Origin of the sequence: Streptomyces beigongshangae, assembly GCF_019710745.1 — a bacterium.
Taxonomy (GTDB): domain Bacteria; phylum Actinomycetota; class Actinomycetes; order Streptomycetales; family Streptomycetaceae; genus Streptomyces; species Streptomyces beigongshangae.
This window is the reverse complement of sequence record NZ_JAHKJW010000008.1, coordinates 16,788-39,446: the sequence shown is the minus strand read 5'-3', so window position 1 is coordinate 39,446 and position 22,659 is coordinate 16,788. Positions and strand designations below refer to the sequence as shown.

Genomic DNA, 22,659 nt, shown 5'->3' with positions numbered 1-22,659 from the left:
GGAATCGTGACCACAGAGCTGCCACCCCTCGCGGGGTCCATCGAAGGCAGGATCGCCGAGGAGCTCGGCGTACGGGAGCGGCAGGTCAAGGCGGCCGTCGACTTGCTCGACGGCGGTTCGACGGTGCCCTTCATCGCCCGCTACCGCAAGGAAGCGACCGAGATGCTCGACGACGCGCAGCTGCGCACGCTCGAGGAGCGGCTGCGCTACCTGCGGGAGCTGGAGGAGCGGCGCTCGGCGGTCCTCGACTCGGTGCGCGAGCAGGGCAAGCTCACCGACGAACTGGCGGCGCGGATCCGGGCCGCGGAGACCAAGGCGCGGCTGGAGGACATCTACCTGCCGTTCAAGCCGAAGCGGCGCACGAAGGCGCAGATCGCGCGGGAGGCGGGCCTGGAGCCGCTCGCCGAAGGACTCCTCGGGGACCCGTCCGTCGATCCGGCCGCCGCGGCCGCGGCCTTCGTCGACGCCGGCAAGGGGGTCGCCGACCCGCAGGCCGCCCTGGACGGCGCCCGCGCGATCCTCACCGAGCGGTTCTCGGAGGACGCCGACCTGATCGGCGAGTTGCGCGAGCGCATGTGGACGCGCGGGCGGCTGGCCGCCAGGGTGAAGGAGGGCAAGGAGGAGGCGGGCGCCAAGTTCGCCGACTACTTCGACTTCGCCGAGCCCTTCAAGGACCTGCCCTCGCACCGGGTCCTCGCCATGCTGCGCGGCGAGAAGGAGGAGGTCCTGGACCTCGTCCTGGAGCCCGAGGAGCCTTCGGAGCAGCCCGGCCCGTCCTCGTACGAGGGAATCGTCGCGCAGCGCTTCGGCATCGCCGACCGCGGCCGCCCCGCCGACAAGTGGCTGACGGACACGGTCCGCTGGGCCTGGCGCACCCGGCTGCTCGTCCACCTCGGCATCGACCTGCGGCTGCGCCTGCGCACGGCCGCCGAGGACGAGGCCGTCGACGTCTTCGCGGCGAACCTGCGCGACCTGCTGCTGGCCGCCCCGGCGGGCACGCGCACGACGCTGGGCCTCGACCCCGGCTTCCGCACGGGGGTGAAGGTGGCCGTGGTCGACGCGACCGGCAAGGCCGTCGCCACGGACGTCATCCACCCGCATGTCCCGGCGAACAGGTGGGACGAGGCCGTCGCGAAGCTCGCCCGCCTCGCGAAGGAGCACAAGGTCGAGCTGATCGCGATCGGCAACGGCACGGCGTCCCGCGAGACGGACAGACTCGCCGGCGAACTGATCGCGAAGCACCCGGAACTGAACCTCACCAAGGTGATGGTGTCCGAGGCGGGCGCGTCCGTGTACTCCGCGTCGGCGTTCGCGTCGCAGGAACTGCCCGGCATGGACGTGTCGCTGCGCGGCGCCGTCTCCATCGCCCGGCGTCTGCAGGACCCGCTCGCCGAGCTGGTGAAGATCGACCCCAAGTCGATCGGTGTCGGCCAGTACCAGCACGACCTGTCCGAGGTCAAGCTCTCGCGCTCCCTGGACGCGGTCGTCGAGGACTGTGTGAACGGTGTCGGCGTGGACGTGAACACGGCGTCGACGCCCCTGCTCGCCCGGGTCTCCGGCATCACCTCCGGACTCGCCGAGAACATCGTGGCGCACCGCGACGCGAACGGCCCGTTCACGTCGCGCACGGCGCTGAAGAAGGTGGCGCGGCTCGGCCCGAAGGCGTACGAGCAGTGCGCGGGCTTCCTGCGGATCCGCGGCGGCGACGACCCGCTGGACGCGTCGTCCGTGCACCCCGAGGCGTACCCCGTGGTGCGCCGGATGGTGAAGACCGCGGGGAGCGAGGTCGGCTCGCTGATCGGCAACACGACGGTGCTGCGCTCGCTGCGGCCGGCCGATTTCGTCGACGAGAAGTTCGGTCTGCCGACGGTGACGGACATCCTGCGGGAGCTGGAGAAGCCGGGACGCGACCCGCGGCCCGCCTTCAAGACCGCCACCTTCAAGGACGGCGTCGAGAAGATCGCCGACCTGGAGCCGGGGATGGTCCTCGAAGGGGTCGTCACGAACGTGGCCGCCTTCGGCGCCTTCGTGGACGTCGGCGTGCACCAGGACGGTCTGGTGCACGTGTCGGCGATGTCGAAGACGTTCGTCAAGGACCCCCGGGACGTGGTGAAGTCCGGGGACATCGTGCGGGTGAAGGTGCTGGAGGTCGACATTCCGCGCAAGCGGATCTCTTTGAGCCTGCGGCTGGACGACGAGGCGTCGCCGGCGGGACAGGAGGGTGACTCCGGGCGCCCCCAGCGCGGTGGCGGGCGACCTCCTCGGCAGCGGGGCCGTTCCGGCGGCGGGGCGGGGGGCCCGGCGGCACGCAAGGGTGCCGCGCCCGTGCCCGCGCCCGGGAACAGTGCGATGGCTGATGCCCTGCGGCGGGCGGGGCTCGTCGATCCGAAGGGGCGTAAGGGGCGGGGGTGACGTTCGGCCTGCCGGGTCCGGGCCGTTGTCGGGTGCGGGCCCGGTGGGGGCCGGCCGCGCGGTTCCCCGCGCCCCTGACGGGGGCGCCTAGTGTTCTGTCACCTCTCCTGCTGTGACCTCCAGGCGGCGGGTCGTGCGGACCGCGTTCAGCATGCGGCGGTCGTGGGTCACCAGGAGCAGGGTGCCCGCGTAGGAGTCGAGGGCCGATTCCAGCTGCTCGATCGCCGGGAGGTCCAGGTGGTTGGTCGGCTCGTCGAGGACCAGGAGGTTGACGCCGCGGCCCTGGAGGAGGGCCAGCGCCGAGCGGGTGCGCTCGCCCGGGGAGAGGCTCGCGGCCGGGCGCAGCACGTGGTCCGCCTTGAGGCCGAACTTGGCCAGCAGCGTGCGCACCTCGGCCGGCTCGGTGTCGGGGACGGCCGCGCAGAACGCGTCGAGCAGGGCCTCGGTGCCGTGGAACAGCTTGCGCGCCTGGTCGACCTCGCCGACGACCACGCCCGAGCCGAGCGAGGCGTGGCCCGCGTCCAGGGGCACCCGGCCGAGCAGCGCGCCGAGCAGCGTGGACTTGCCCGCGCCGTTCGCGCCGGTGACGGCCACCCGGTCGGCCCAGTCGATCTGGAGCGTGGCCGGGCCGAAGGTGAAGTCGCCGCGCCGGACCTCGGCGTCGCGCAGGGTGGCGACCACGGAACCCGACCGCGGGGCCGCCGCGATCTCCATCCGCAGCTCCCACTCCTTGCGGGGCTCCTCCACCACGTCGAGCCGCTCGATCATGCGCTGCGTCTGCCGGGCCTTCGCGGCCTGCTTCTCGCTGGCCTCGCTGCGGAACTTGCGGCCGATCTTGTCGTTGTCGTTGTTCGCCTTGCGCCGGGCGTTCTTGACGCCCTTGTCCATCCAGGAGCGCTGCATCTGGGCGCGGCCCTTCAGGGCGGACCGCTTGTCGGCGTACTCCTCGTATCCCTCGCGGGTGTGCCGGCGGGCCACCTCCCGCTCCTCCAGGTACGCCTCGTAGCCGCCGCCGTACAGGGTGATCTGCTGCTGGGCCAGGTCGAGTTCGAGGACCTTGGTGACCGTGCGGGTGAGGAACTCGCGGTCGTGGCTGACGACGACCGTGCCCGCGCGCAGGCCCGCGACGAAGCGTTCGAGGCGCTCCAGGCCGTCCAGGTCGAGGTCGTTGGTCGGCTCGTCGAGCAGGAACACGTCGTAGCGGGACAGGAGCAGCGAGGCGAGTCCGGCGCGGGCCGCCTGGCCGCCGGAGAGCGAGGTCATCGGCTGGTCGAGGCCGACGGCGAGGCCGAGCTGCCCGGCCACCTCCTCGGCCCGCTCGTCGAGGTCGGCGCCGCCGAGCGCGAGCCAGCGCTCCAGGGTGTCCGCGTACGCGTCGTCCGCGCCCGGCGCCCCGTCGACGAGTGCCTGCGTGGCCTCGTCCATCAGGCGCTGGGCCTCGGCCACGCCGGTGCGGCGCGCCAGGAACTCCCCCACGGTCTCGCCCGGACGCCGCTCCGGCTCCTGCGGCAGATGGCCGACGGACGCGGCGGGCGGGGAGAGCCGCAGCTCTCCCTCGTCGGGCTTGACCAGACCGGCGAGCATGCGCAGCAGGGTGGACTTGCCCGCGCCGTTGGCGCCGACGAGTCCGATCACGTCGCCGGGCGCGACGACGAGGTCGAGTTCGGCGAAGAGCGTGCGGTCGCCGTGGCCGGCGGCGAGGTTCTTGGCGACGAGGGTGGCAGTCATCAGGAGGCCGATCCTAATCGCCGGGCCCGCACGCCCGCGCCGGGGTTTCCGTCCCGTGCGCCGGAGGGCTCCCCGCCGCCCGCCGGCGCACGGGTGCCGGCGGGTACCAGCAGGTGGCGGCGGATGCCGGCGGGTGTCAGCGGGCCATCGCCTCCACCAGGACGCTCCCGGACGTCCGCGCCACGATGAACGACTCCCCCCTCGTCGCCCTCCCGTCCAGCGCGAGCCGGTGACGGCCCGCCTCCAGGACGCCGTCGAAGACCTCGTGCGCATGGGTGCGGTAGAGACGGTCCAGGCGGTACGCGGTCAGCTGGACCCGGCAGGGCGAGGTGACCTCGACGCCCGCCTCGCCGTCGGCGGCGACCAGCCGGACCAGCCGGCGCCGGCCACGGGGGCTGCGGTCCAGGGCGTTCTCTATCTGGGCCACCAGGAGCGGGACGATCGGGGCCAGCTCCTCGACGTACACCACGTCGGCCCCGGCGTCGTCGAAGGACCGGCGTACGGCGGCACGTTCCTGCTCGGAGACGGCGCGGCCGAAGGCGACGGCGCCGTAGGTGCGCAGTTCGTCGGCGGGGACCGCGGTGGCGTCCCGGGTGATGTCGGCGCCGATGCCGATGATGCGCAGGGCGGCGGCGAGCTTGGCCAGGACGGCGGCCCGGGCGCCGATGAGCAGGACCCGGCGGCGTTCGCCCGCAGCACCGCCCAGCCCCGCGGGACCGGCGAGCAGGGGACCGAGGGCGGCACGGTACTCGTCGCCGCGGAAGCGGAAGGGGCCGATGCCGTGGTAGCCGTTCCGTTCCAGGTCCGGGAGTTCACCGGTCTGCCAGGCGAAGTCGCGCCACACGAAGTCGTCGCCGTGCCGGTCGATCACGGCGGTCACGGCGCCGCAGGCGAGGTCCTCGCACTCCGGGCAGCCGTAGACGACGTACCGGCCTCCCGGCAGCGGAGGGTCCGCTTCCAGCAGCAGGCTGCGCACCTGGGCGGTGAAGATCGCGGGTGGTACGTCGGAGGCGAGGGGGGAGACGGCGTCGAGGTCGGAGAGCTCGTACAGCAGCGGACGTCCGTCGACTATGAAGTCCACGAAGTCCCGGTGCGCCCGGTAGTCACCGTTGGGCAGTACTCCACCGGCACGCATCGCCGGTGCCAGGCCGAAGGTCGTGTACTCGGCAGACATGCTGTGAGTATTCCCGGATCGGGCGGACTCCGAGCACGGCATGACGTATTCCGCTACGGTCCCCGCGTGGCGGAAGATCGAAGCGGTGACGTGATCGTGGTCGGCAGCGGGGTCATAGGACTCACGACGGCCGTCGTGCTCGCCGAGAGCGGCCGGCGCGTCCGGATCTGGACGCGGGATCCCGCCGAGCGGACCACCTCGGCGGTCGCGGGCGCGCTGTGGTGGCCGTACGCCATCGAGCCGACGGGGCTCGCGCGCCGGTGGGCGCTGCGGTCGCTGTCCGTGTACGAGGAGCTGGCGGCGCGCCCCGGGGAGACGGGCGTACGCCTGGTCGAGGGCGTCATGGGCGAGGAGCGGCTGGACGAGCAGCGGGCGTGGGCCGCCGCCCGGCTGCCGGGGCTGCGGGAGTCCACGGCCGAGGAGTACGCGGGCCCGGGGCTGTGGGCGCGGCTGCCGCTGATCGACATGCCGGTGCACCTGGGGTGGCTGCGGTCGCGGTTCCTGCGGGCGGGCGGGACGGTCGAGGCCCGCACCGTGACGGACCTCGCCGAGCCGGCGGCGCGGGCGGGGGTGGTCGTCAACTGCACCGGGCTCGGGGCCCGGGAGCTCGTGGGGGACCCGGCGGTCCGGCCCGTGCGGGGGCAGTTGGTGATCGTGGAGAACCCGGGGATCCGGACGTGGCTGGTGTCGACCGACGCGTCCGCCGGGACGACGACGTACCTGTTCCCGCAGCCGGGGCGGCTGGTGCTGGGCGGGACCACGGACCCGGACGAGTGGTCTTCGGTCCCGGACCCCTCGGTGGCCGCGGGGATCGTCGAGCGGTGCGCGGCGCTGCGGCCGGAGGTCGCGGGGGCGCGGGTGCTGGGTCACCGGGTGGGGTTGCGGCCCGTGCGGGGGGCCGTGCGGCTCGAACGGGTAGCCCCGGACGGCGGGGGCGGGGCCGGGGTGCTGGTGCACAACTACGGGCACGGTGGGGCGGGGGTCACTGTGGCGTGGGGGTGTGCGGAGGTCGTTCTGGGGCTCGTCGGCGGGTGAGGGTGCGGAGGGTCGGAGAAGGGTGGGGGGGGTGGGTACGGTCGTGTGCCGGGCGCGGGTGCGTCGTGGCCGGTCGCGCAGTTCCCCGCGCCCCTGGGGGTGTGGGGCGCCCCGTGCCTGGAAAGGTGGGGCGCCCCTGTCGTGGCGCGGGGCGGTCAGGTGTGGTCGTGGCCCAGGGGGTCGCCCTCCGTCTCCGTGCCGGCTCCCGGGCCCACCCTGATCTCGAAGTCGCCGTCGTACTTGCGGTGGCCCTCGATCACGGCCAGTTCCACCGCTTCGGAGCCCATCTCGTTGCGGACGATGACCGGGTCCCTGCGCAGGTCGCGCATGAGGGCGACACACATGCCGATCATCACGAGGACGAAGGGCGCGGCGGCCAGGATGGTGAGGTTCTGCAGGCCGGTGAGCGCGTTGCCCTCCGTGCCGACCAGCAGCATGATGGCGGCGACCGCTCCGGTCACCACGCCCCAGAACACCACCACGAGGCGGCCGGGTTCGAGGGCGCCCTTCTGGGAGAGCGTGCCCATCACGATGGACGCGGCGTCGGCGCCCGAGACGAAGAAGATGCCGACGAGGATCATCACGAGCAGGCTGGTGGCGGTCGCGATGGGGAACTCCTGCAGGACACCGAAGAGCTGTCCCTCGGCGGTCGACTCGTCGCCGAGCGCGCCGCCCTCCTTCAGCTTCATCGCCGAACCGCCGAAGACCGCGAACCAGACGAGGCTGACCGTGCTGGGCACCAGGATGACACCGCCGACGAACTGCCGGATGGTGCGGCCGCGGCTGATGCGGGCGATGAACATGCCGACGAAGGGCGTCCAGGAGATCCACCACGCCCAGTAGAAGACGGTCCAGCTGCCGAGCCAGTCCGCGACGCCCTCGCCGCCGCTGGCCTCGGTGCGCCCCGCCAGCTGGGGCAGGTCACCGAGGTAGGAGAAGAACGAGGTCGGCAGCAGGTCCAGGACGATGATCGTGGGACCCGCGACGAACACGAACAGCGCGAGCACCAGGGCCAGCACCATGTTGGTGTTGGACAGCCACTGGATGCCCCTCTCGATGCCGGAGACGGCCGAGGCGACGAACGCCACGGTCAGCACGGCGATGATGGCGACGAGCAGACCGTCGCTGACCTCGTCCATCCAGTCCAGCTCCGTGAAGCCGGAGCCGATCTGCAGGGCGCCCAGTCCCAGTGAGGCGGCCGACCCGAAGATCGTGGCGATGATGGCGAGGATGTCGATCGCCCGGCCCGCCGAGCCGTTCGCGTGCTTCTCGCCGATGAGCGGGGTGAAGACCGCGCTGATGGTCTGGCGGCGCCGTTTGCGGTAGGCGCTGTAGGCGATGGCGAGACCGACCACCGCGTAGATCGCCCAGGGGTGCAGCGTCCAGTGGAAGAGGGTGGTGGCCATCGCCGTCTCCATGCGTTCCGCGGAGTCGGCGGGGTCGGTGCCCGGCGGGGGCGTCGAGTAGTGCGAGAGGGGCTCGCTCACGCCGTAGAACATCAGACCGATGCCCATGCCGGCGCTGAACATCATCGCCACCCAGGAGACGGTGCGGAACTCGGGCTCCTCGCCCTCCGCGCCGAGGTGGATCCTTCCGTAACGGCTGACCGCGAGCCACAGGGCGAAGACCACGAACCCCGAGGCGGCGAGCATGAACGCCCATCCGCCGTTGTGGATCAGGCCGTTGAGCATTTTCGAGGAGGCGCTCTCCAGGGAGTCGGTGGCCACCGATCCCCAGATCACGAAGGCCACGGTGAGCGCGGCTGTGACACCGAACACCACGCGGTCGGTTTGAGGGTGGCCGGGGCCGCCGGGAACGCCCGACGGATCGCCCCGGCCTCCCCTGTCCTTGAGATCTTCGGTCATCGGCGCCACCTTCCCTGGAAAGCTTTCGGCCACACATATCTTTTTGTGTGCCTAGGACCTACCACAGGTGCCGCCGATAGCAACCGCCTCAGCAGCGGGTGTCGGGCTCCGCGGTCGTCAGGTGGTACGGGGCGCGTTCGTCGAGCAGCAGCGGGACGAGAGAGCGCAGGGACTGGCGCAGCGGGACGACCGCGCCGCCGGACGCCTCCTGGCGCACCCTGACGCCGTGCAGGGTCAGTTCGTCCCCTACGTCCGCGTATTGATCCGCCGTCAGCCGGTAGGCGCAGGGCGGGTCGCCGATGGTCTCGGACGGCTCGGCCGGGTCGTTGTCCGCGCCTCCCGTGTAGACCGGTCCGGTGTCCCGGTGACCGGCCAGGCGGGCCGCCGAGGTGGCCGCCGCGACCCGGCCGCGCCGCTCGGCCGTGAAGTCGAACAGGCCCTTCAGCGCCGCCAGTTGGGAGTGGACGCGGCGCCGGTTGTTGAACGCCCCGTCGGCCTTCTCCGCCTCGGTCAGGGGGTCGACGCGGCTCTCGATCAGCAGCCCGACGCCGTGTTTGACGCCGGACATGTTCCGCAGGATCCGCTCCTGCCCGTCGCCCGCCACCTGCTGGACCGGGTCGCCGGTCACCGGGTCGGTCCAGATGCCGTACGTGCCGATCGAGTGGCCGGCGGCGCGGGCCGCGGGCCGTACGTACGCCCCCGACAGTCTCCGCGCCTCGTCGTGCACGGCGGGGTGGGTGTTGAGGTTGCGCGGCCAGAGGTCGAAGAGGTCCTTGTCGTAGTACGGGGGTGTGGCCCCGTACTCGTGCAGGTCGTAGACCACGTCGGGCCCGCGGTCGCGGACGACGGCGGCCAGGGCGCGGCCCTCGGCCGTCCGCAGCGCGAGATGGTCGCGGTTGATGTCGACGCCGTCGCTGTTGCCGCGGGTACCGGCGGCCCGGCCGTCCGGGTTGGCGGTGGGCACGACGAGCACCGTGGTGCGGTCGAGGAACCCGCGGGTGCGCGGGTCCTTCGCGTGGGCGAGGTCGCGGACGGCGGAGAGGCACGCCTCGCGCCCGGACGGCTCGTCGCCGTGCTGGCTGCAGACGAGCAGCACGGTGGTGGCGGCGTGCCGGCTGCCGACGCGTACGAGCTGGACGGGGCGGTCCTGCTTCGTGGTGCCTATGCGGCTGAGCGAGACCCTGTCGCTCGCCCGGTCCACGGCGGTGAGGAAGGCATGCTCCTCGTCCTGGGTCGTCCAGCGTGCTCCGCCGGTCCGCTCGAACCCGGTGCGCGGCGGGCGTTCGGCCGCGTGGGCGGGCGCGGTCAGGAGGGGGGCGGCGAGCACCGCCGCCGTCAGGGCGAGGACCGCGGTACGGCCTGCCGCCACCGCCCGTGTCACCGGTCGTGCGGTGGGTCGTGCCGGCCGTCGTGCCATTCGTTGTGCCATCCGTCGTGTCGTCCGTGGTGTCATCGGCTGCCGCCTGCGGGGACGCGGTGGGTGGCGCGGGGTCCGTCGACTCCGTCGAGGATCGCGTCGGGTGTGATGTGCGGGGATCCCGAGGTGGCACGGGCGAAGGCGGCGGTGCCCCCGACGAGCGGGACACGGGCCGACGTACGGGACAGGTCGAGCGTGAGGGTCGGGGTGCTCGACGGCGGGTCGATGAGACCCTGGTCGGTGCCGGCGACGATCAGCGCGAGCCGGTGGCCCTTCGGGACGACGTGGTCGCTCGCGTGCAGGTCGAGGGTGATGGTGTACCGCTTGCCCGGGGTGAGCGGTTCGCCCTTCCCGGCGGACGCGTGGTTGCCCAGGTCGGCCCAGCCGCGGCTGAACACCGTGTGCTCGACGGCGGTGGTCCTGGCGGCGGTCTCCCTGAAGCAGGAGCTGTCGCCGGGGGTGCTCGGTCCCCAGCAGGTGCGCTCGGCGAGGGTCGTGATGCCCTCGCCGGTGGCGGCGTAGTCCCTGATGGTGTCGGGGCCGAGGTCGACCAGGACGGCGGACAGGTGCGCGCTCGACGTGGTCGGCGTGGCGGTGACGGTCACCCTGGACGAGCCGGACAGGCGGACGTCGCGGGTGAGCGGCCGGGTGACGAAGCCGGCCTTGGCGGACGTGGGGCGGTCGATCCCGGCCGCCCAGTCGCCCTCGTCCTGGCCCGGGTCGTCGGTGAAGGTCTCGGTGCCCGATCCGGTACGCAGTCCGAGGGTGCCGACGCCCGCCTGCCCGCCCTTGTCCGGGCGCAGGGTCACGGTACCGGTGGCGCGCGGCGGCCAGACGTCGGAGGTGACCCACCGGTCGGGGGCGCGCTCGATGTCGGCCATGGGTTCGTCGTCGACGCCGTTGTCGTAGCCGAGGAGTTCGTGGTCGAACCAGCGGTGCAGGGTGTCGGCCCACTCGGCGCGGCGGAAGTCGAAGGGGTCGACGTGGCCGGTCTGGGACAGCCAGATCTTGCGGTCGACGCCGTTCTCCGCGAGGCCGTCCCACCACTGGCCGAAGTGTTTCGGGCGGACGTTGAGGTCCTGCATGCCGTGGATGACGAAGACGCTGGCGTCGACCTTGTGGACGTCCTTCACGTAGTCGCGCTCGGTCCAGAACTTCGTCCGGTCGCCGGTGCGCGGGGCGCCCTCGACGATCTCCCGCTGGACGGCGGCGCACCTGGCGCGGGCCTCGGGACTCTCCACGTAGTCCGACAGCCACTCCGGGCCGGAGTCGTAGAGGGGGGCGCCCTGGGCGAAGTAGTAGTCGTACCAGGAGGAGATGGCGGCGATGGGGACGATCGTCTCCAGGCCCTCGACGCCGGTGGCGGCGACGCCGTTGGCGATCGTGCCGTCGTAGCTCTTGCCGATCATGCCGGTTCTGCCGTTGGTCCAGCCGGCCGCGGCCTTCGTGCTCCCCGTACGGGAGGTGTAGCCCTTGCCGCGGCCGTTCAGCCAGTCGACGACGGCCTTCGCGGACCGGACGTCGGAGCGGCCGCCGACGTCCACGCAGCCGTCGGAGCGGTTGGTGCCGGCGAGGTCCACGGCCACGAAGGCGTAGCCGCGCGGTACGAAGTAGTTGTCGTAGTACAGCGGCATCTGGACGATGTCGCCGTCGGCGTCGTAGGTCTTGCGCTGGCTCTCGTTGCCGCGTCCGCAGCAGGAGTAGTACGGGCTGGCGTCCATGATCACGGGGATCTTGCGGCCCTGCCGGGCGGGTTCGCGGGGACGCACGATGTCGACGGCGACGCGGTCGGTCCTTCCGTCGGCGTCGCTGTCCAGCCGGGTGTCCACCCAGACGGACTCACGGATCGCGTCGTCGTACGAGTGGACCGGGGTGCTCTCGCGCGGAGCGCTGTGGGCGCCGGGCGGGGCGGGCGGGGCGGCCGAGGCGGCCGGGGTCAGGAGAGCGGCCGCCAGGGCGGCGGTGGCCGCCGTCGCGAGCGATCTCCGGATGAGGGGGCGCAGAGGGCGCACAGGTGTCCGCATGGGCGGAAGGTACTCCGGTCAACTGCCCGCGCGACAGGGGTCCTTCGGGAACGGAGGACGGGTGGTGCGGGGCGGGAGCGGTGGACGGGGCCTACTCCCGCGCGCGTTCGCCGGGCGGGGTCGGGGCGTGCTCCTCCAGCGCCCTGCCCGCCAGGTTCGAGGCCAGTTCCGAGATCGCGATGCGGAGTTCCGTCTCGGCCGTGGCGCAGTGGGCCTCCCTGCGGATCCGGCCCTCGGCCAGGATGGCGTCCCGTGCGCGGATGCCCTCGGCCCGTCCCGCCGCGGGGGCGGGGTCCGGGATCTCCGGGCGGGATGAGCCAGGGTAAGGAATGAGGTCCATGGACACTACTTACCCGTTCCTCCGCATGCGGCAACGCGCATATGCGCCGACATTGACCGGAAGCAGATCCTGGCCGCCTCCCGGCCCCTTTGCGTACGGTGCTCCCCCCGGAGATCCCCCACGAGGCCGGAGATCTTTCACAGGACAGGTGAGACAGCAATACTGTTGCACCGCACCAGATGGCGTCAGGCGGTGGACGCGGTACCCGGAGGAGCAGGCATGGCGACGGACATCGGGGGAACGGCACTCACCGTCGACGAGCTGGCCGCGCGGGCGGGCGTCACCGTGCGGACGGTCCGCTTCTACAGCACCAGGGGGCTGCTGCCGCCCCCCGTGATCGGGCCGCGCCGGGTGGGGCACTACGGGCAGGAGCACCTGTCCCGCCTCGCGCTCATCGAGGAGTTGCAGCAGCAGGGGATGACGCTGGCCGGTATCGAGCGCTATCTGCGGCAGCTGCCGGACGGGCTCAGCGCCCACGACCTGGCCATCCACCGGGCCGTGGTGGCCTCCTGGGCGCCCGACGCCGCCGAGGTGCTGGACCGGGCGGAGCTGGAGCGCAGGGCGGGGCGTCCGCTCGGCGAGGAGGACCTGGACCGGCTCGCCGCGATGGGCGTCCTGCGGGAGACGGCGGGAGGAGGGACGGCCGAAGGAGGGACGACCGGACCGGACGCGTACCGCGTGGATCTGGGGCTGCTGCGGCTCGGCGTCCAGCTGCTCGACGTGCCCATGGCGCACGAGACGATACTCGCCGCGCGCACGGTCATGGTGGAGCACACCCGCGCCGCGGCCCACGAGCTCTCCCTGCTGTTCCGGGAGGAGGTGTCCGGGCACGACTCGGTCGAGGCCGTGAAAAACCTCTCCGCGCACATGCAGCCACTGGTGGTGCAGGCCCTGCTGACGACCTTCCAGCGCAGTCTCAACGAGGAGCTGCGGGAGTGGCTGGGCAATCCCTGAACGCGGGCCCGCCCACCCGGCCGCCGGCCTACGCACGGACCGGACCCCCCGCCACGTCGAGCGTCTGGCCCGTGAGGAAACCGCTGCCCTCGTCGACCACGTACAGGAGGGTCGAGACGAGATCGGCGGGCTCCTGGGTTCCCGGAACGGCCTGCCGCGCGCGGACCTGCCCGGAACCGCCGTTCGCACCGGCCGTGTGCTCCGTGCGCTCTCCGGTCTCCGCGGTCTCCGCGGTCTCCGTACGGACCAGGCCCGGCGCGATCGCGTTGACGGTGATGCCGCAGGGACCAAGCGCCGAGGCCAGCGAGCGGGTGAAGCCGATCAGTCCGGCCTCCGAGGCCGTGCGCGCCACCATCGTGGGCGGGGCGGTGCGGACCGCGGCCGGGACGATGTTCACGATGCGGCCCCAGCCCGCCGCCCTCAGGTACGGCAGCACCGCACGGACCATCAGGAACGGTGCCTCCAGGTTGACGCGCATGATCCGCCGCCACTCCTCGGGCGTGATGTCCTCGAAGGCCGACGGGGAGCGGACACCCGCGTCGCCGACGTTGTTGACGTTGTTGACCAGGACGTGCAGGGTGCCGAACCGCTCCAGCACCTGCTCCAGGGCCCCGTGGATCTGCGCCTCGTCCGTGGTGTCGGCGACCAGCTCCACGTAGTCCAGGATGCGGCCGGCCGTCTCCCGCTGCGGGACCAGGTCGAGTCCCGCGACCCGGTAGCCCCGCCCCGCGAGGGCGACGGCGAACTCCTGCCCGAGGCCCTGTGCCGCGCCGGTCACCAGGGCGGTGCGCGTCTCCATGGGGTGAGAGTGTGCGGAACCGGCGGAAGGGCGGCAAGGGGGCGTTTCCGGTCTCCGGAACGGCTGCGGCGGCGCCGCAGCCGGACCCCGGTTCACCGGCGGGGTCACCCGTCGGTGAACCGCTCACCCCTCTCCGCCTTCTCCACGAGCAGCGCGGGCGGCGCGAACCGCTCCCCGTAGCGCTCGGCCAGCTCCCGCGCGCGGACCACGAACGCAGCCGGCCCGACCGTCCCGTCGCCCCCCTCGTACCCGTTGACGTACTGCAGGACGCCGCCCGTCCAGCCGGGGAAGCCGATCCCGAAGAGGGACCCGATGTTCGCGTCGGCGACCGACGTCAGGACGCCCTCCTCCAGGAGCCGGACGGTGTCCAGCGCCTCACTGAACAGCATGCGTTCCTGCATGTCCCGGAACGGGATCTCCGCGCCCGGACGGGTGAAGTGCTCCCGCAGTCCGGGCCACAGCCCGGCCCGGCCGCCGTCCTCCCCGTACTCGTAGAAGCCCGCGCCGCCGCTGCGGCCGGTGCGGCCGAACTCGTCGACCATGCGGTCGACGACGGCCTCGGCGGGGTGCGGCGTCCAGGTGCCGCCCGCCGCCTCGACGGCCCGCCTCGACTCGGCGCGGATCCTGCGGGGCAGGGTGAGCGTCAGCTCGTCCATCAGCGAGAGCACCTTGGCCGGGTAACCGGCCTGGGCGGCGGCCTGCTCGACGGAGGCGGGCTCGACGCCCTCCCCGACCATCGCCACGCCCTCGTCGAGGAAGCGCCCGATGACCCGGGAGGTGAAGAAGCCCCGCGAGTCGTTGACGACGATCGGGGTCTTCCTGATCTGCCGTACGAGGTCGAAGGCGCGCGCCAGGGCCTCGTCGCCGGTCCGCTCCCCCTTGACGATCTCGACGAGCGGCATCTTGTCGACGGGCGAGAAGAAGTGCAGTCCGACGAAGTCGGCCTGCCGCTCGACGCCCTCGGCGAGCGCGGTGATCGGCAGGGTCGAGGTGTTGGAGCACAGCAGCGCGTCCGGCTCGACGACGTGCTGGATCTCCTGGAACACCTTGTGCTTGAGCTCCGGGTCCTCGAAGACGGCCTCGATGACGGCGTCGCAGCCCGCCAGGTCGTCCGGGTCGGCGGTGGGCGTGATGCGGGCGAGCAGGGCGTCGGCCTTCTCCCGGCTCGTACGGCCGCGGGAGACGGCCTTGGCGCAGAGCTTCTCGGAGTAGCCCTTGCCCTTGGTGGCGGCCTCGGCGGACACGTCCTTGAGGACGACGTCGAGGCCGGCGCGGGCGCACGCGTACGCGATGCCGGCGCCCATCATCCCGGCGCCCAGGACGGCGACCCTGCGGACCTGGCGCGGTTCGACGCCCCGGGGGCGGTTGGCCCCGGAGTTGACGGCCTGGAGGTCGAAGAAGAACGCCTGGATCATGTTCTTGGCGGTCTGTCCGGCGGCCAGCTCCACGAAGTAGCGCGCCTCGACGACCTGCGCGGTCTCGAAGTCGACCTGGGAGCCCTCCACGGCCGCCGCGAGGATGTTGCGCGGCGCCGGGTAGGGCGCGCCGCCCGTCTGCTTGCGCAGGTTGGCCGGGAAGGAGGGCAGGTTCGCCGCGAACTTCGGGCTGGAGGGGGTGCCGCCGGGGATGCGGTAGCCGGGCCTGTCCCAGGGCTGGCTCGACTCGGGGTGGGCGTCGATGAAGGCGCGGGCCCGCTCCAGCATCTCCTCGCGGGTGGCGGCCACTTCGTGCACGAGGCCGTTCTCCAGTGCGCGCCTGGGGCTGTACTGGGTGCCCTGGAGCAGCACCTTGAGGAGGGCGTCGGCGATGCCGAGGAGGCGTACGGTCCTGACGACGCCGCCGCCTCCGGGCAGCAGGCCGAGGGTGACCTCGGGGCAGCCGATCTTCGAGCCGGGCGCGTCGAGGGCGATCCGGTGGTGGCAGGCCAGCGCGAGCTCGTACCCGCCGCCCAGGGCCGCGCCGTTCAGGGCGGCGACGACGGGCTTGCCGAGGGTCTCGATGCGGCGCAGGTCGCGCTTGACGGCGAGGCCGCCCTCGAAGAGCTGCCGTGCCGTCTCCGGGGTGACCCTGATGAGGTCGCGCAGGTCGCCCCCCGCGAAGAAGGTCTTCTTGGCGGAGGTGAGGATGACACCGCGCACGGACCGCGGGTCGTCCCGGACCGCTGCCTCCAGGCGGTCGGCGACCGCGGTGAGCGACCGCCTGAACGCCTGGTTCATGGTGTTCGCGGACTGGTCGGGGTCGTCGAGGACCAGGGTGACGACCCCGGTCCCGTCCTGCTCCCAGCGGATGGTGGTGCTCTCGGTCATGGGGTTCTTCTCCGTCGAGGTCCGGGGGTCCACAGAAGTCCGGTGCTCCACCGGGGGTTACAGACGTTCGATGATCGTCGCGATGCCCATGCCGCCGCCCACGCACAGCGTGGCGAGGCCGAACCGCTTGTCCTGGCGCTCCAGTTCGTCGACGAGCGTGCCGAGGATCATCGCGCCGGTCGCACCCAGCGGGTGTCCGAGGGCGATGGCGCCGCCGTTGACGTTGACCTTGTCCAGGGACAGGCCCATGTCCTTCGCGAAGCGCAGGACGACCGCCGCGAATGCCTCGTTGATCTCGACGAGGTCGATGTCGTCGATGGTCAGCCCGGCCTTGGCGAGCGCCTTGCGGGTGGCGGGGGCGGGGCCGGTCAGCATGATGGTGGGCTCGGAGCCGGAGACGGCCGCGGAGACGATCCGCGCGCGGGGGGTGATCCCGTACCGCTCGCCGACCTCCCGGGAGCCGACGGCGACGAGCGAGGCGCCGTCCACGATCCCGGAGGAGTTGCCGGCGTGGTGGACGTGGTCGATCCGCTCCACCCAGTGGTACTTCTGCAGCGCCACGGCGTCGAAGCCGCCCAGGTCGCCGATGTCCGCGAAGGACGGCTTGAGCCTGGCCAGGGAGTCGGCCGTGGTGCCGGGGCGCGGGTGTTCGTCGTGGTCGAGGACGACGAGGCCGTTGCGGTCGCGCACGGGGACGACCGACCTCGCGAACCGGCCGTCCTTCTGCGCCGCGGCGGCGCGCTCCTGGGACAGCGCCGCGTACTCGTCGACGTCGCGGCGGGAGAAGCCCTCGACGGTGGCGATGAGGTCGGCGCCGATGCCCTGCGGTACGAAGTCCGTGGCGAGGTTGGTCATCGGGTCGGCGAACCAGGCGCCGCCGTCGGAGGCCATCGGCACCCGGGACATCGACTCGACGCCGCCCGCGAGGACGAGGTCCTCCCAGCCCGAGCGGACCTTCATCGCGGCCAGGTTGACGGCTTCCAGGCCCGAGGCACAGAAGCGGTTCTCCTGGACGCCGGCCACGGTGTCCGGCAGTCCGGCGGCGATGGCCGCGATACGGGCGATGTCGGAGCCCTGGTCGCCGACCGGTCCGACGACACCGAGCACGATGTCGTCGATCGCGGCCGGGTCGAGCCCCGGGAAGCGGGCCCGGAGCTCGTGGATCAGCCCGACGACCAGGTCGACGGGCTTGGTGCCGTGCAGGGCGCCGTTCGCCTTGCCGCGGCCACGCGGGGTGCGGATCGCGTCGTACACGTACGCTTCGGTGGTCACTCGTGAACCTTTCGGGAGGGGCCCGGAGGGGAACGGGGCGGTCAGCCGAGCAGGGAACGGCCGATGATCTCCTTCATGATCTCGGTCGTCCCGCCGTAGATGGTCTGGATGCGGCCGTCCGTGAACGCCTTGGCGACGCGGTACTCCGTCATGTAGCCGTAGCCGCCGTGCAGCTGGAGGCAGCGGTCCGCGACGCGTTTCTGCAGTTCGGTGGCCCACCACTTGGCCATCGAGGCGTGCACCGCGTCCAGTTCGCCGGCCGTGTGGTCGGCGATGCAGCGGTCGACGAAGGTCCGGGTGACCGCGCACTCGGTGGCCATCTCCGCCACCTCGAAGCGGATGTGCTGGAGCTTGGACAGGGGCCGTCCGAATGCCTCGCGCTTCCTGACGTACTCCGTGGTGATCTCCAGCAGGTGTTCGGCGGCGGCGATCCCCGCCACGGCGATGCCCAGCCGCTCCTGCGCGAGGTTCGTCATCAGGTGCACGAAGGCGCCGTTCAGCTCACCCAGCAGGTTCGCCTTGGGCACGCGTACGTCGTGGAAGAACAGCTCGGCGGTGTCCTGCGCCTTCTGGCCGATCTTGTCGAGGTTGCGGCCGCGCTCGAAGCCCTCCGTGCCGCGCTCGACGACCAGCAGGGAGAGACCCTTCGCGCCGCCCTCGGGCGTGGTCCTGGCGACGACGACGACGAGGTCGGCCAGGATGCCGTTGGAGATGAAGGTCTTGGCGCCGTTGAGCAGCCAGTGGTCGCCCCGGTCCTCGGCGCGCGTCCTGATGCCCTGGAGGTCGGAGCCGGCGCCGGGCTCGGTCATGGCGATGGCGGTGATCAGGGAGCCGTCGCAGAAGCCGGGCAGCCAGCGCCGCTTCTGCTCCTCGGTGCCGAGGCCCGTCAGATAGGGCCCGATGACGTCGTTGTGCAGCCCGAGCGCGGGCCCGGCGGCGCCGGCCCGGGTGAACTCCTCGGTGAGGACGGCACTGTGGCGGAAGTCCGCGTCGCCCCCTCCCCCGTACTCCTCGGGGACGGCGAGGCCGAGCAGCCCCTGCCGGCCCGCCGCCAGCCACACCTCGCGCGGGACGATGCCGTCCGCCTCCCACTGCGCGTGGTGCGGGAGCACCTCCTTGGCGAGGAAGGTGCGGACGGTCCCGCGGAACGCCTCGTGCTCGGACGTGAAGATCTGCCGCTTCATCCGGGGGTGCCCTTCGGTTCGCGGGTGCCCTCCGGTCCGGAGGCGTTCTCCGGCCCCGGGGCGCCCTTCAGGAGATCCGGTACGTCCCAGTCGCGGGCCACCTCCGCGGTGCCGGTGCCCGGCAGGGCGGGCCCGCGGCGGACGGCGGTGGGGGTGGCGGAGAACCGCGGCGCGGGGGCGGGCTGGGTGACGCCGCCGTGCTCGGTGAAGGTGCCGCGCGCCGCGAGGTGCGGGTGGTGCGGCGCCTCGCGCAGGGACAGCACGGGTGCCACGCACGCGTCGGACCCCTCGAAGAGCGCGGTCCACTCGTCGCGCGTACGGGTCCTGAAGCGGGCCGCGACCGCCTCGCGCAGCTCGTCCCAGCGGGCGGGGTCCCGGTGCGCCGAGGCGTACCCCCCGAGGCCGAGGAGCTCGGTGAACTCCGCGTAGAACCGCTCCTCCAGCGCGCCGACCGCCAGGTACCGGCCGTCGGCCGCCTCGTACGTCCCGTAGTAGGGGCAGCCGCCGTCCAGGAGGTTGGCGCCGCGCCGGTCCTGCCAGCCGCCGGCGGCCAGCATGCCGTGGATCATCGAGGCGAGGTGGGCCGTGCCGTCCACGATCGCCGCGTCCACGACCTGTCCGGTGCCGGTGGCGCGCGCGTGGTGGAGGGCGGCGAGGACGCCGACGACGAGGTAGAGCGAGCCGCCCGCGTAGTCCCCGACGAGGTTGGCGGGGACGGCGGGCGGCCCGTCGGGGGCGCCGATCATGCCGAGGGTGCCGGTCAGCGCGATGTAGGCGATGTCGTGCCCGGCGCGCGGGGCGAGCGGCCCGTCCTGGCCCCAGCCGGTCATCCGGCCGTAGACGAGCGCCGGATTGCGGGCGTGGCAGTCGGCGGGCCCGACGCCCAGGCGCTCGGCGACGCCGGGGCGGTAGCCCTCGACGAGGACGTCGGCGCGCTCGGCGAGGCCGAGGACCCGCTCGGCACCGCCGGGCGCCTTGAGGTCGACGACCACCGAGCGCTTGTTGCGGTTGGTGAGGTCGAGGGCGGGATCGATCGCGAGTCCCGCGCCGCCCGGCCGGTCCACGCGGACGACGTCCGCGCCCAGATCGGCCAGCAGCATGGCGGCGAACGGGCCCGGCCCGATGCCCGCGAGCTCGACCACGCGCACCCCGGTCAGCGGGCCGTGCCCCGCCGTCTCCGCCGCTGCCATCAAGCCCCCAGCACTGTGACACAACTGATGTAACATCAGTGATGTTAAGAACGTGTTCCACTCCGCACAAGCCCTCGGCGGGCAGGCGCTCGGCCGATTGCGGGGCCCCCGCTCCCCCTCCTTCCGCCTCACGCTAGCCTCGGCCACCCGCAACGGCGCGGGCCGGACGGCTGAGAGGTGCCATGAGCAGGCAGTACAGGACGGAGCGCGCGTACGACGTCGTGCTCTTCGGGGCCACGGGGTTCGTCGGAGCGCTCACCGCGGAGTACCTCGCCGCCCACGCCCCCCGGGGGCTCCGCTGGGCGGTCGCGGCCCGCGACACCGCGAAGCTGGAACGGCTGCGGGAGCGGCTGGCGGAGATCGACCCCGCCTGCGCCGGGCTGCCCGTCCTGCGGGCCGACGTCACCGATCCGGCCTCCCTGCGGGAGCTCGCGGACCGCACACGCGTGGTGGCCACGACCGTCGGCCCCTACCTGGAGCACGGCGAGGAACTGGTCGCCGCCTGCGCGGACGCCGGCACCGACTACCTGGACCTCTGCGGCGAGCCCGAGTTCGTGGACCTCATGTACGTGCGCCACGACGCACGCGCGCGGGAGACCGGTGCCCGGCTGGTGCACGCCGCCGGCTTCGACTCCGTCCCCCACGACCTGGGCGCCTACTACACCGTCCGGCAGCTCCCCGAAGGGGTGCCGCTGACCGTGGACGGGTTCGTGCGGGTCGGGGCGATGTTCTCGGGCGGCACCTTCGCCTCCGCCCTCAACCAGTTCGCGCGCGGACGGCGGCTGCTCGCCGCCGCACGCGACCGCGAGCGGCACGAGCCGCGGCTGGTGGGGCGCCGGGTGCACGCGTCGCCGGGCGCTCCGCGCTACGCCGGGGAGGTCGGCGCGTGGGCGCTGCCGCTGCCCACCGTCGACGCGCGGATCGTACGGGGTTCCGCGCGGGCGCTGGAACGGTACGGACCCGACTTCCGTTACCGGCACTACGCGGCGGTCCGGACCCTGCCCTCGGCCCTCGGCGCGGCGGCCGCGACCGGGGCGCTCCTCGCCGCGGCGCAGGTGCCGCCCGTGCGGCGCCGGCTGTCGGACCGGATCGGGCCCGGGGACGGGCCGGACGAGGAGAGGCGGGCGAGGAGCTGGTTCTCGGTGCGGTTCGTCGGCGAGGGGGGCGGCAAGCGGGTCTTCACCGAGGTGTCCGGCGGGGACCCCGGCTACGGCGACACGGCGAAGATGCTGGCCGAGTCCGCGCTGTGTCTCGCCCTCGACGACCTCCCCGCCGCCTCGGGGCAGGTGACGACGGCCGTCGCCATGGGCGAGTCGCTGATCGGGCGGCTGCGGTCGGCGGGGATCGGTTTCCGGGTCGCCGCGGAGCGGTAGGGGCTGCTCAGAGCCGCCACCCGATGACCGTGTGGACCATCCCCGCCGTCCAGGCGATCCCGGTGACCACCGAGAGGACCAGGCCGGCCGTCACGGCACGTCCGACGGGCCGGCCGGGGCCGGCGGCGGGCTTCGGGGCACGGTGTGTCGTCGTCATGCGGCCCAGCCTGCCGGTCGGGGCCGGGTCCGGCATCCGTACGGATACTCAGGACACCTACTCAGCGGGGACCGGGCCGGTACACCGCCGGACGCGGTCACCGGCCCGGAACGCGGTCCCGCCCGGCTTCCGACGCGGTCGGGGAGCCCGCAGCGGAGCACGGGCCGGCCGCAGGTCCGCACCCGCTCACGCCGCCGCCTCCTTCAGCGCCCGGCGGCACAGCGCGTCCGCGTGCCGGGTCGTCTCCGGCAGACGGAAGTCCGGGGCGAGACGGAGCGTGTGGGCGCAGGCGGTGTCCAGCGTCACCCGGTGGCCGACCGAGACGAAGACCGGCTTGACCCCCGCCCGGGTGCGCAGCGCCCGGCCGACCTCCTCCTCGCCCGCGCGCAGCGGGGAGGAGGAACCGCGCGGGGCGCCCGGCTCCTCGTACGCGAAGGCGAACGGGGTCTTGGCGACCCCGATCGTCGGGAGGCCGGTGAGGACGCCGAGGTGGCTCGCCAGACCGAAGCGGCGGGGGTGGGCGAGCCCGTAGCCGTCGCAGACCACCAGGCCCGGTGCGCACGGCAGCCCTTCGAGGGCGGCCAGGACGGCCGGGATCTCCCGGAACGCCAGGAGCCCGGGGACGTACGGGAAGGGCACCCGGCCGACGGCCGTCGACCCGGCGACCACGTCGAGGGTCGCCGCGTCGAGCACGACGGCCGCGGCCGCGACGACGTCGCGCTCGTCGTCGTACGCCACGTCGACCCCGGTCACCCGGCCGGTGCCCGGCGGCGGTCCCGGCTCGTCGAGGACCACCCTCCCCCGCAACTCGTCCTGCACGGCCCGGGCCCGTTCCTCGGTGGCGGGCCAGCCCGCCGGGATGCGTACGGTCGTCATGATGGCGTCGAGCCTAGACCGGCCGCCGGGACGCCCGGCGACCGAGGCGGCGCGGGTGGCGTGGCCGTGTCAGCGCTTCAGGCGTGCCACCCGGCCCTTCTCGCCGGAGGCCCAGCAGGCCCGGTCGGGGCGCAGTCCACGGTGTCGTACGAGCCGGTGTCCAGCGTGCGCCAGGTCCGGCCGCCGTCCGTGGTGAGGTCGGTGCCGGTGGGGCCGACCGCGAGGGCGGCGGCGCGGCTGTGCGGGAGCCAGGTGACACCGGAGCGGTGGGCCGGCGACGGGGTGGCGGCCGCGGTCCAGGTGCGGCCGCCGTCGCCGCTGGTCGCGGCCGCCCGGGGCGATGCCCGGCCGGCGCGGTGGTCACCGCCCACCGCGATGCCGTGCCTCCGGCCGAGGAAGGTCGTGCACATGAATTCCTTGCGTTTCGTGCGTCGCGTCTTCCCCGTGCCCCTCATGGCGGGCGAAGCTGGCCCACTCCCCCGGTGACGTCCGGACGCCCCGGAGGACTCCGGTGGTCACCGGGAAATCAGCGATCACTCCTGTGATTGAAAGG

Annotated in this window: 17 protein-coding genes and 1 pseudogene; 4 read left to right on the top strand and 14 right to left on the bottom strand. The window is 73.2% G+C overall.

The features are described 5' to 3' along the window. Window positions 1-6: 6 nt before the first annotated feature. A complete protein-coding gene (locus KM933_RS08225) occupies window positions 7-2,412 on the top strand; it encodes a Tex family protein (RefSeq protein WP_221349727.1) in 2,406 nt (801 codons plus the stop codon). 87 nt (window positions 2,413-2,499) lie between these two features. On the opposite strand, the gene KM933_RS08220 is transcribed toward KM933_RS08225, so the two are convergent. Together KM933_RS08220 and KM933_RS39100 are read right to left on the bottom strand one after the other, a co-directional pair. Continuing rightward, window positions 2,500-4,140: an ABC-F family ATP-binding cassette domain-containing protein gene (locus tag KM933_RS08220; RefSeq protein WP_221349725.1), complete on the bottom strand. Its 1,641-nt coding sequence runs from the start codon at window positions 4,138-4,140 to the stop codon at window positions 2,500-2,502. Window positions 4,141-4,276: 136 nt separating this feature from the next. Next, complete coding sequence (locus KM933_RS39100; RefSeq protein ID WP_260333243.1) at window positions 4,277-5,314, bottom strand: oxidoreductase; 1,038 nt, start codon at window positions 5,312-5,314, stop codon at window positions 4,277-4,279. 66 nt (window positions 5,315-5,380) lie between these two features. Between KM933_RS39100 and KM933_RS39095 the strand changes: the two genes are divergently transcribed. Then, window positions 5,381-6,349, top strand: a complete 969-nt coding sequence (locus KM933_RS39095; RefSeq protein ID WP_308013305.1) for an FAD-dependent oxidoreductase — start codon at window positions 5,381-5,383, stop codon at window positions 6,347-6,349. A 155-nt stretch (window positions 6,350-6,504) separates the two neighbouring features. On the opposite strand, the gene KM933_RS08210 is transcribed toward KM933_RS39095, so the two are convergent. The 4 genes from KM933_RS08210 to KM933_RS08195 all read right to left on the bottom strand — a co-directional run bounded on the left by KM933_RS08210 (window position 6,505) and on the right by KM933_RS08195 (window position 11,995). Continuing rightward, window positions 6,505-8,214, bottom strand: coding sequence for a BCCT family transporter (locus tag KM933_RS08210; protein WP_221349723.1), 1,710 nt, complete (start codon window positions 8,212-8,214; stop codon window positions 6,505-6,507). Between the two features lie 88 nt (window positions 8,215-8,302). After that, window positions 8,303-9,667, bottom strand: coding sequence for a M14 family metallopeptidase (locus KM933_RS08205; RefSeq protein ID WP_221349720.1), 1,365 nt, complete (start codon window positions 9,665-9,667; stop codon window positions 8,303-8,305). Further along, a complete protein-coding gene (locus KM933_RS08200; protein ID WP_221349718.1) occupies window positions 9,664-11,655 on the bottom strand; it encodes a Xaa-Pro dipeptidyl-peptidase in 1,992 nt (663 codons plus the stop codon). The genes KM933_RS08205 and KM933_RS08200 overlap by 4 nt, the downstream gene beginning before the upstream one ends. Window positions 11,656-11,746: 91 nt before the next feature. Beyond that, window positions 11,747-11,995, bottom strand: a complete 249-nt coding sequence (locus KM933_RS08195) for a hypothetical protein (protein WP_221349716.1) — start codon at window positions 11,993-11,995, stop codon at window positions 11,747-11,749. Between the two features lie 219 nt (window positions 11,996-12,214). Between KM933_RS08195 and KM933_RS08190 the strand changes: the two genes are divergently transcribed. Next, window positions 12,215-12,949: a MerR family transcriptional regulator gene (locus tag KM933_RS08190; RefSeq protein ID WP_221349715.1), complete on the top strand. Its 735-nt coding sequence runs from the start codon at window positions 12,215-12,217 to the stop codon at window positions 12,947-12,949. A 28-nt stretch (window positions 12,950-12,977) separates the two neighbouring features. On the opposite strand, the gene KM933_RS08185 is transcribed toward KM933_RS08190, so the two are convergent. The 5 genes from KM933_RS08185 to KM933_RS08165 form a co-directional block, all read right to left on the bottom strand. Continuing rightward, the gene (locus KM933_RS08185; protein WP_221349712.1) at window positions 12,978-13,748 is read right to left on the bottom strand and encodes an SDR family NAD(P)-dependent oxidoreductase; all 771 of its coding nucleotides are present in this window, start codon (window positions 13,746-13,748) and stop codon (window positions 12,978-12,980) included. A gap of 104 nt (window positions 13,749-13,852) precedes the next feature. Next, complete coding sequence (locus KM933_RS08180; RefSeq protein ID WP_221349710.1) at window positions 13,853-16,054, bottom strand: 3-hydroxyacyl-CoA dehydrogenase NAD-binding domain-containing protein; 2,202 nt, start codon at window positions 16,052-16,054, stop codon at window positions 13,853-13,855. 57 nt (window positions 16,055-16,111) lie between these two features. Then, the gene (locus KM933_RS08175) at window positions 16,112-17,326 is read right to left on the bottom strand and encodes an acetyl-CoA C-acetyltransferase (protein ID WP_221349708.1); all 1,215 of its coding nucleotides are present in this window, start codon (window positions 17,324-17,326) and stop codon (window positions 16,112-16,114) included. A gap of 41 nt (window positions 17,327-17,367) precedes the next feature. Next, window positions 17,368-18,510 carry an acyl-CoA dehydrogenase family protein gene (locus KM933_RS08170; protein ID WP_221349706.1) on the bottom strand — a complete coding sequence of 381 codons (1,143 nt, stop codon included), beginning with the start codon at window positions 18,508-18,510 and terminating at the stop codon, window positions 17,368-17,370. Next, the gene (locus KM933_RS08165; RefSeq protein WP_221349704.1) at window positions 18,507-19,700 is read right to left on the bottom strand and encodes a CaiB/BaiF CoA transferase family protein; all 1,194 of its coding nucleotides are present in this window, start codon (window positions 19,698-19,700) and stop codon (window positions 18,507-18,509) included. The genes KM933_RS08170 and KM933_RS08165 overlap by 4 nt, the downstream gene beginning before the upstream one ends. A gap of 182 nt (window positions 19,701-19,882) precedes the next feature. Between KM933_RS08165 and KM933_RS08160 the strand changes: the two genes are divergently transcribed. After that, entirely contained in the window at window positions 19,883-21,073 is a 1,191-nt protein-coding gene (locus tag KM933_RS08160; protein ID WP_221349702.1) for a saccharopine dehydrogenase family protein, read from the top strand. Window positions 21,074-21,080: 7 nt separating this feature from the next. Here the strand turns inward: KM933_RS08160 and mmpA are convergent, their stop codons facing one another. From mmpA to KM933_RS08145, 3 genes and pseudogenes are all read right to left on the bottom strand, one after another. Next, window positions 21,081-21,230 (bottom strand): morphogenic membrane protein MmpA, encoded by a 150-nt coding sequence (mmpA, locus tag KM933_RS08155; protein WP_221349700.1) that lies wholly within the window; start codon window positions 21,228-21,230, stop codon window positions 21,081-21,083. Window positions 21,231-21,416: 186 nt separating this feature from the next. After that, window positions 21,417-22,106, bottom strand: a complete 690-nt coding sequence (locus tag KM933_RS08150; RefSeq protein WP_221349698.1) for an endonuclease V — start codon at window positions 22,104-22,106, stop codon at window positions 21,417-21,419. 69 nt (window positions 22,107-22,175) lie between these two features. Further along, window positions 22,176-22,504 (bottom strand): annotated as a pseudogene (locus tag KM933_RS08145) (beta propeller repeat protein); the annotation flags it as partial. Window positions 22,505-22,659 lie beyond the last annotated feature (155 nt).

Bases quoted from the DNA above. Each gene is read 5' to 3' on its own strand.
- KM933_RS08220 (WP_221349725.1), bottom strand. From the start codon at position 4,140: ATGACTGCCACCCTCGTCGCCAAGAACCTCGCCGCCGGCCACGGCGAC.
- KM933_RS39100 (WP_260333243.1), bottom strand. From the start codon at position 5,314: ATGTCTGCCGAGTACACGACCTTCGGCCTGGCACCGGCGATGCGTGCC.
- KM933_RS08210 (WP_221349723.1), bottom strand. From the start codon at position 8,214: ATGACCGAAGATCTCAAGGACAGGGGAGGCCGGGGCGATCCGTCGGGC.
- KM933_RS08205 (WP_221349720.1), bottom strand. From the start codon at position 9,667: ATGACACCACGGACGACACGACGGATGGCACAACGAATGGCACGACGG.
- KM933_RS08200 (WP_221349718.1), bottom strand. From the start codon at position 11,655: ATGCGGACACCTGTGCGCCCTCTGCGCCCCCTCATCCGGAGATCGCTC.
- KM933_RS08195 (WP_221349716.1), bottom strand. From the start codon at position 11,995: ATGGACCTCATTCCTTACCCTGGCTCATCCCGCCCGGAGATCCCGGAC.
- KM933_RS08190 (WP_221349715.1), top strand. From the start codon at position 12,215: ATGGCGACGGACATCGGGGGAACGGCACTCACCGTCGACGAGCTGGCC.
- KM933_RS08185 (WP_221349712.1), bottom strand. From the start codon at position 13,748: ATGGAGACGCGCACCGCCCTGGTGACCGGCGCGGCACAGGGCCTCGGG.
- KM933_RS08180 (WP_221349710.1), bottom strand. From the start codon at position 16,054: ATGACCGAGAGCACCACCATCCGCTGGGAGCAGGACGGGACCGGGGTC.
- KM933_RS08170 (WP_221349706.1), bottom strand. From the start codon at position 18,510: ATGAAGCGGCAGATCTTCACGTCCGAGCACGAGGCGTTCCGCGGGACC.
- KM933_RS08165 (WP_221349704.1), bottom strand. From the start codon at position 19,700: ATGGCAGCGGCGGAGACGGCGGGGCACGGCCCGCTGACCGGGGTGCGC.
- KM933_RS08160 (WP_221349702.1), top strand. From the start codon at position 19,883: ATGAGCAGGCAGTACAGGACGGAGCGCGCGTACGACGTCGTGCTCTTC.
- mmpA (WP_221349700.1), bottom strand. From the start codon at position 21,230: ATGACGACGACACACCGTGCCCCGAAGCCCGCCGCCGGCCCCGGCCGG.
- KM933_RS08150 (WP_221349698.1), bottom strand. From the start codon at position 22,106: ATGACGACCGTACGCATCCCGGCGGGCTGGCCCGCCACCGAGGAACGG.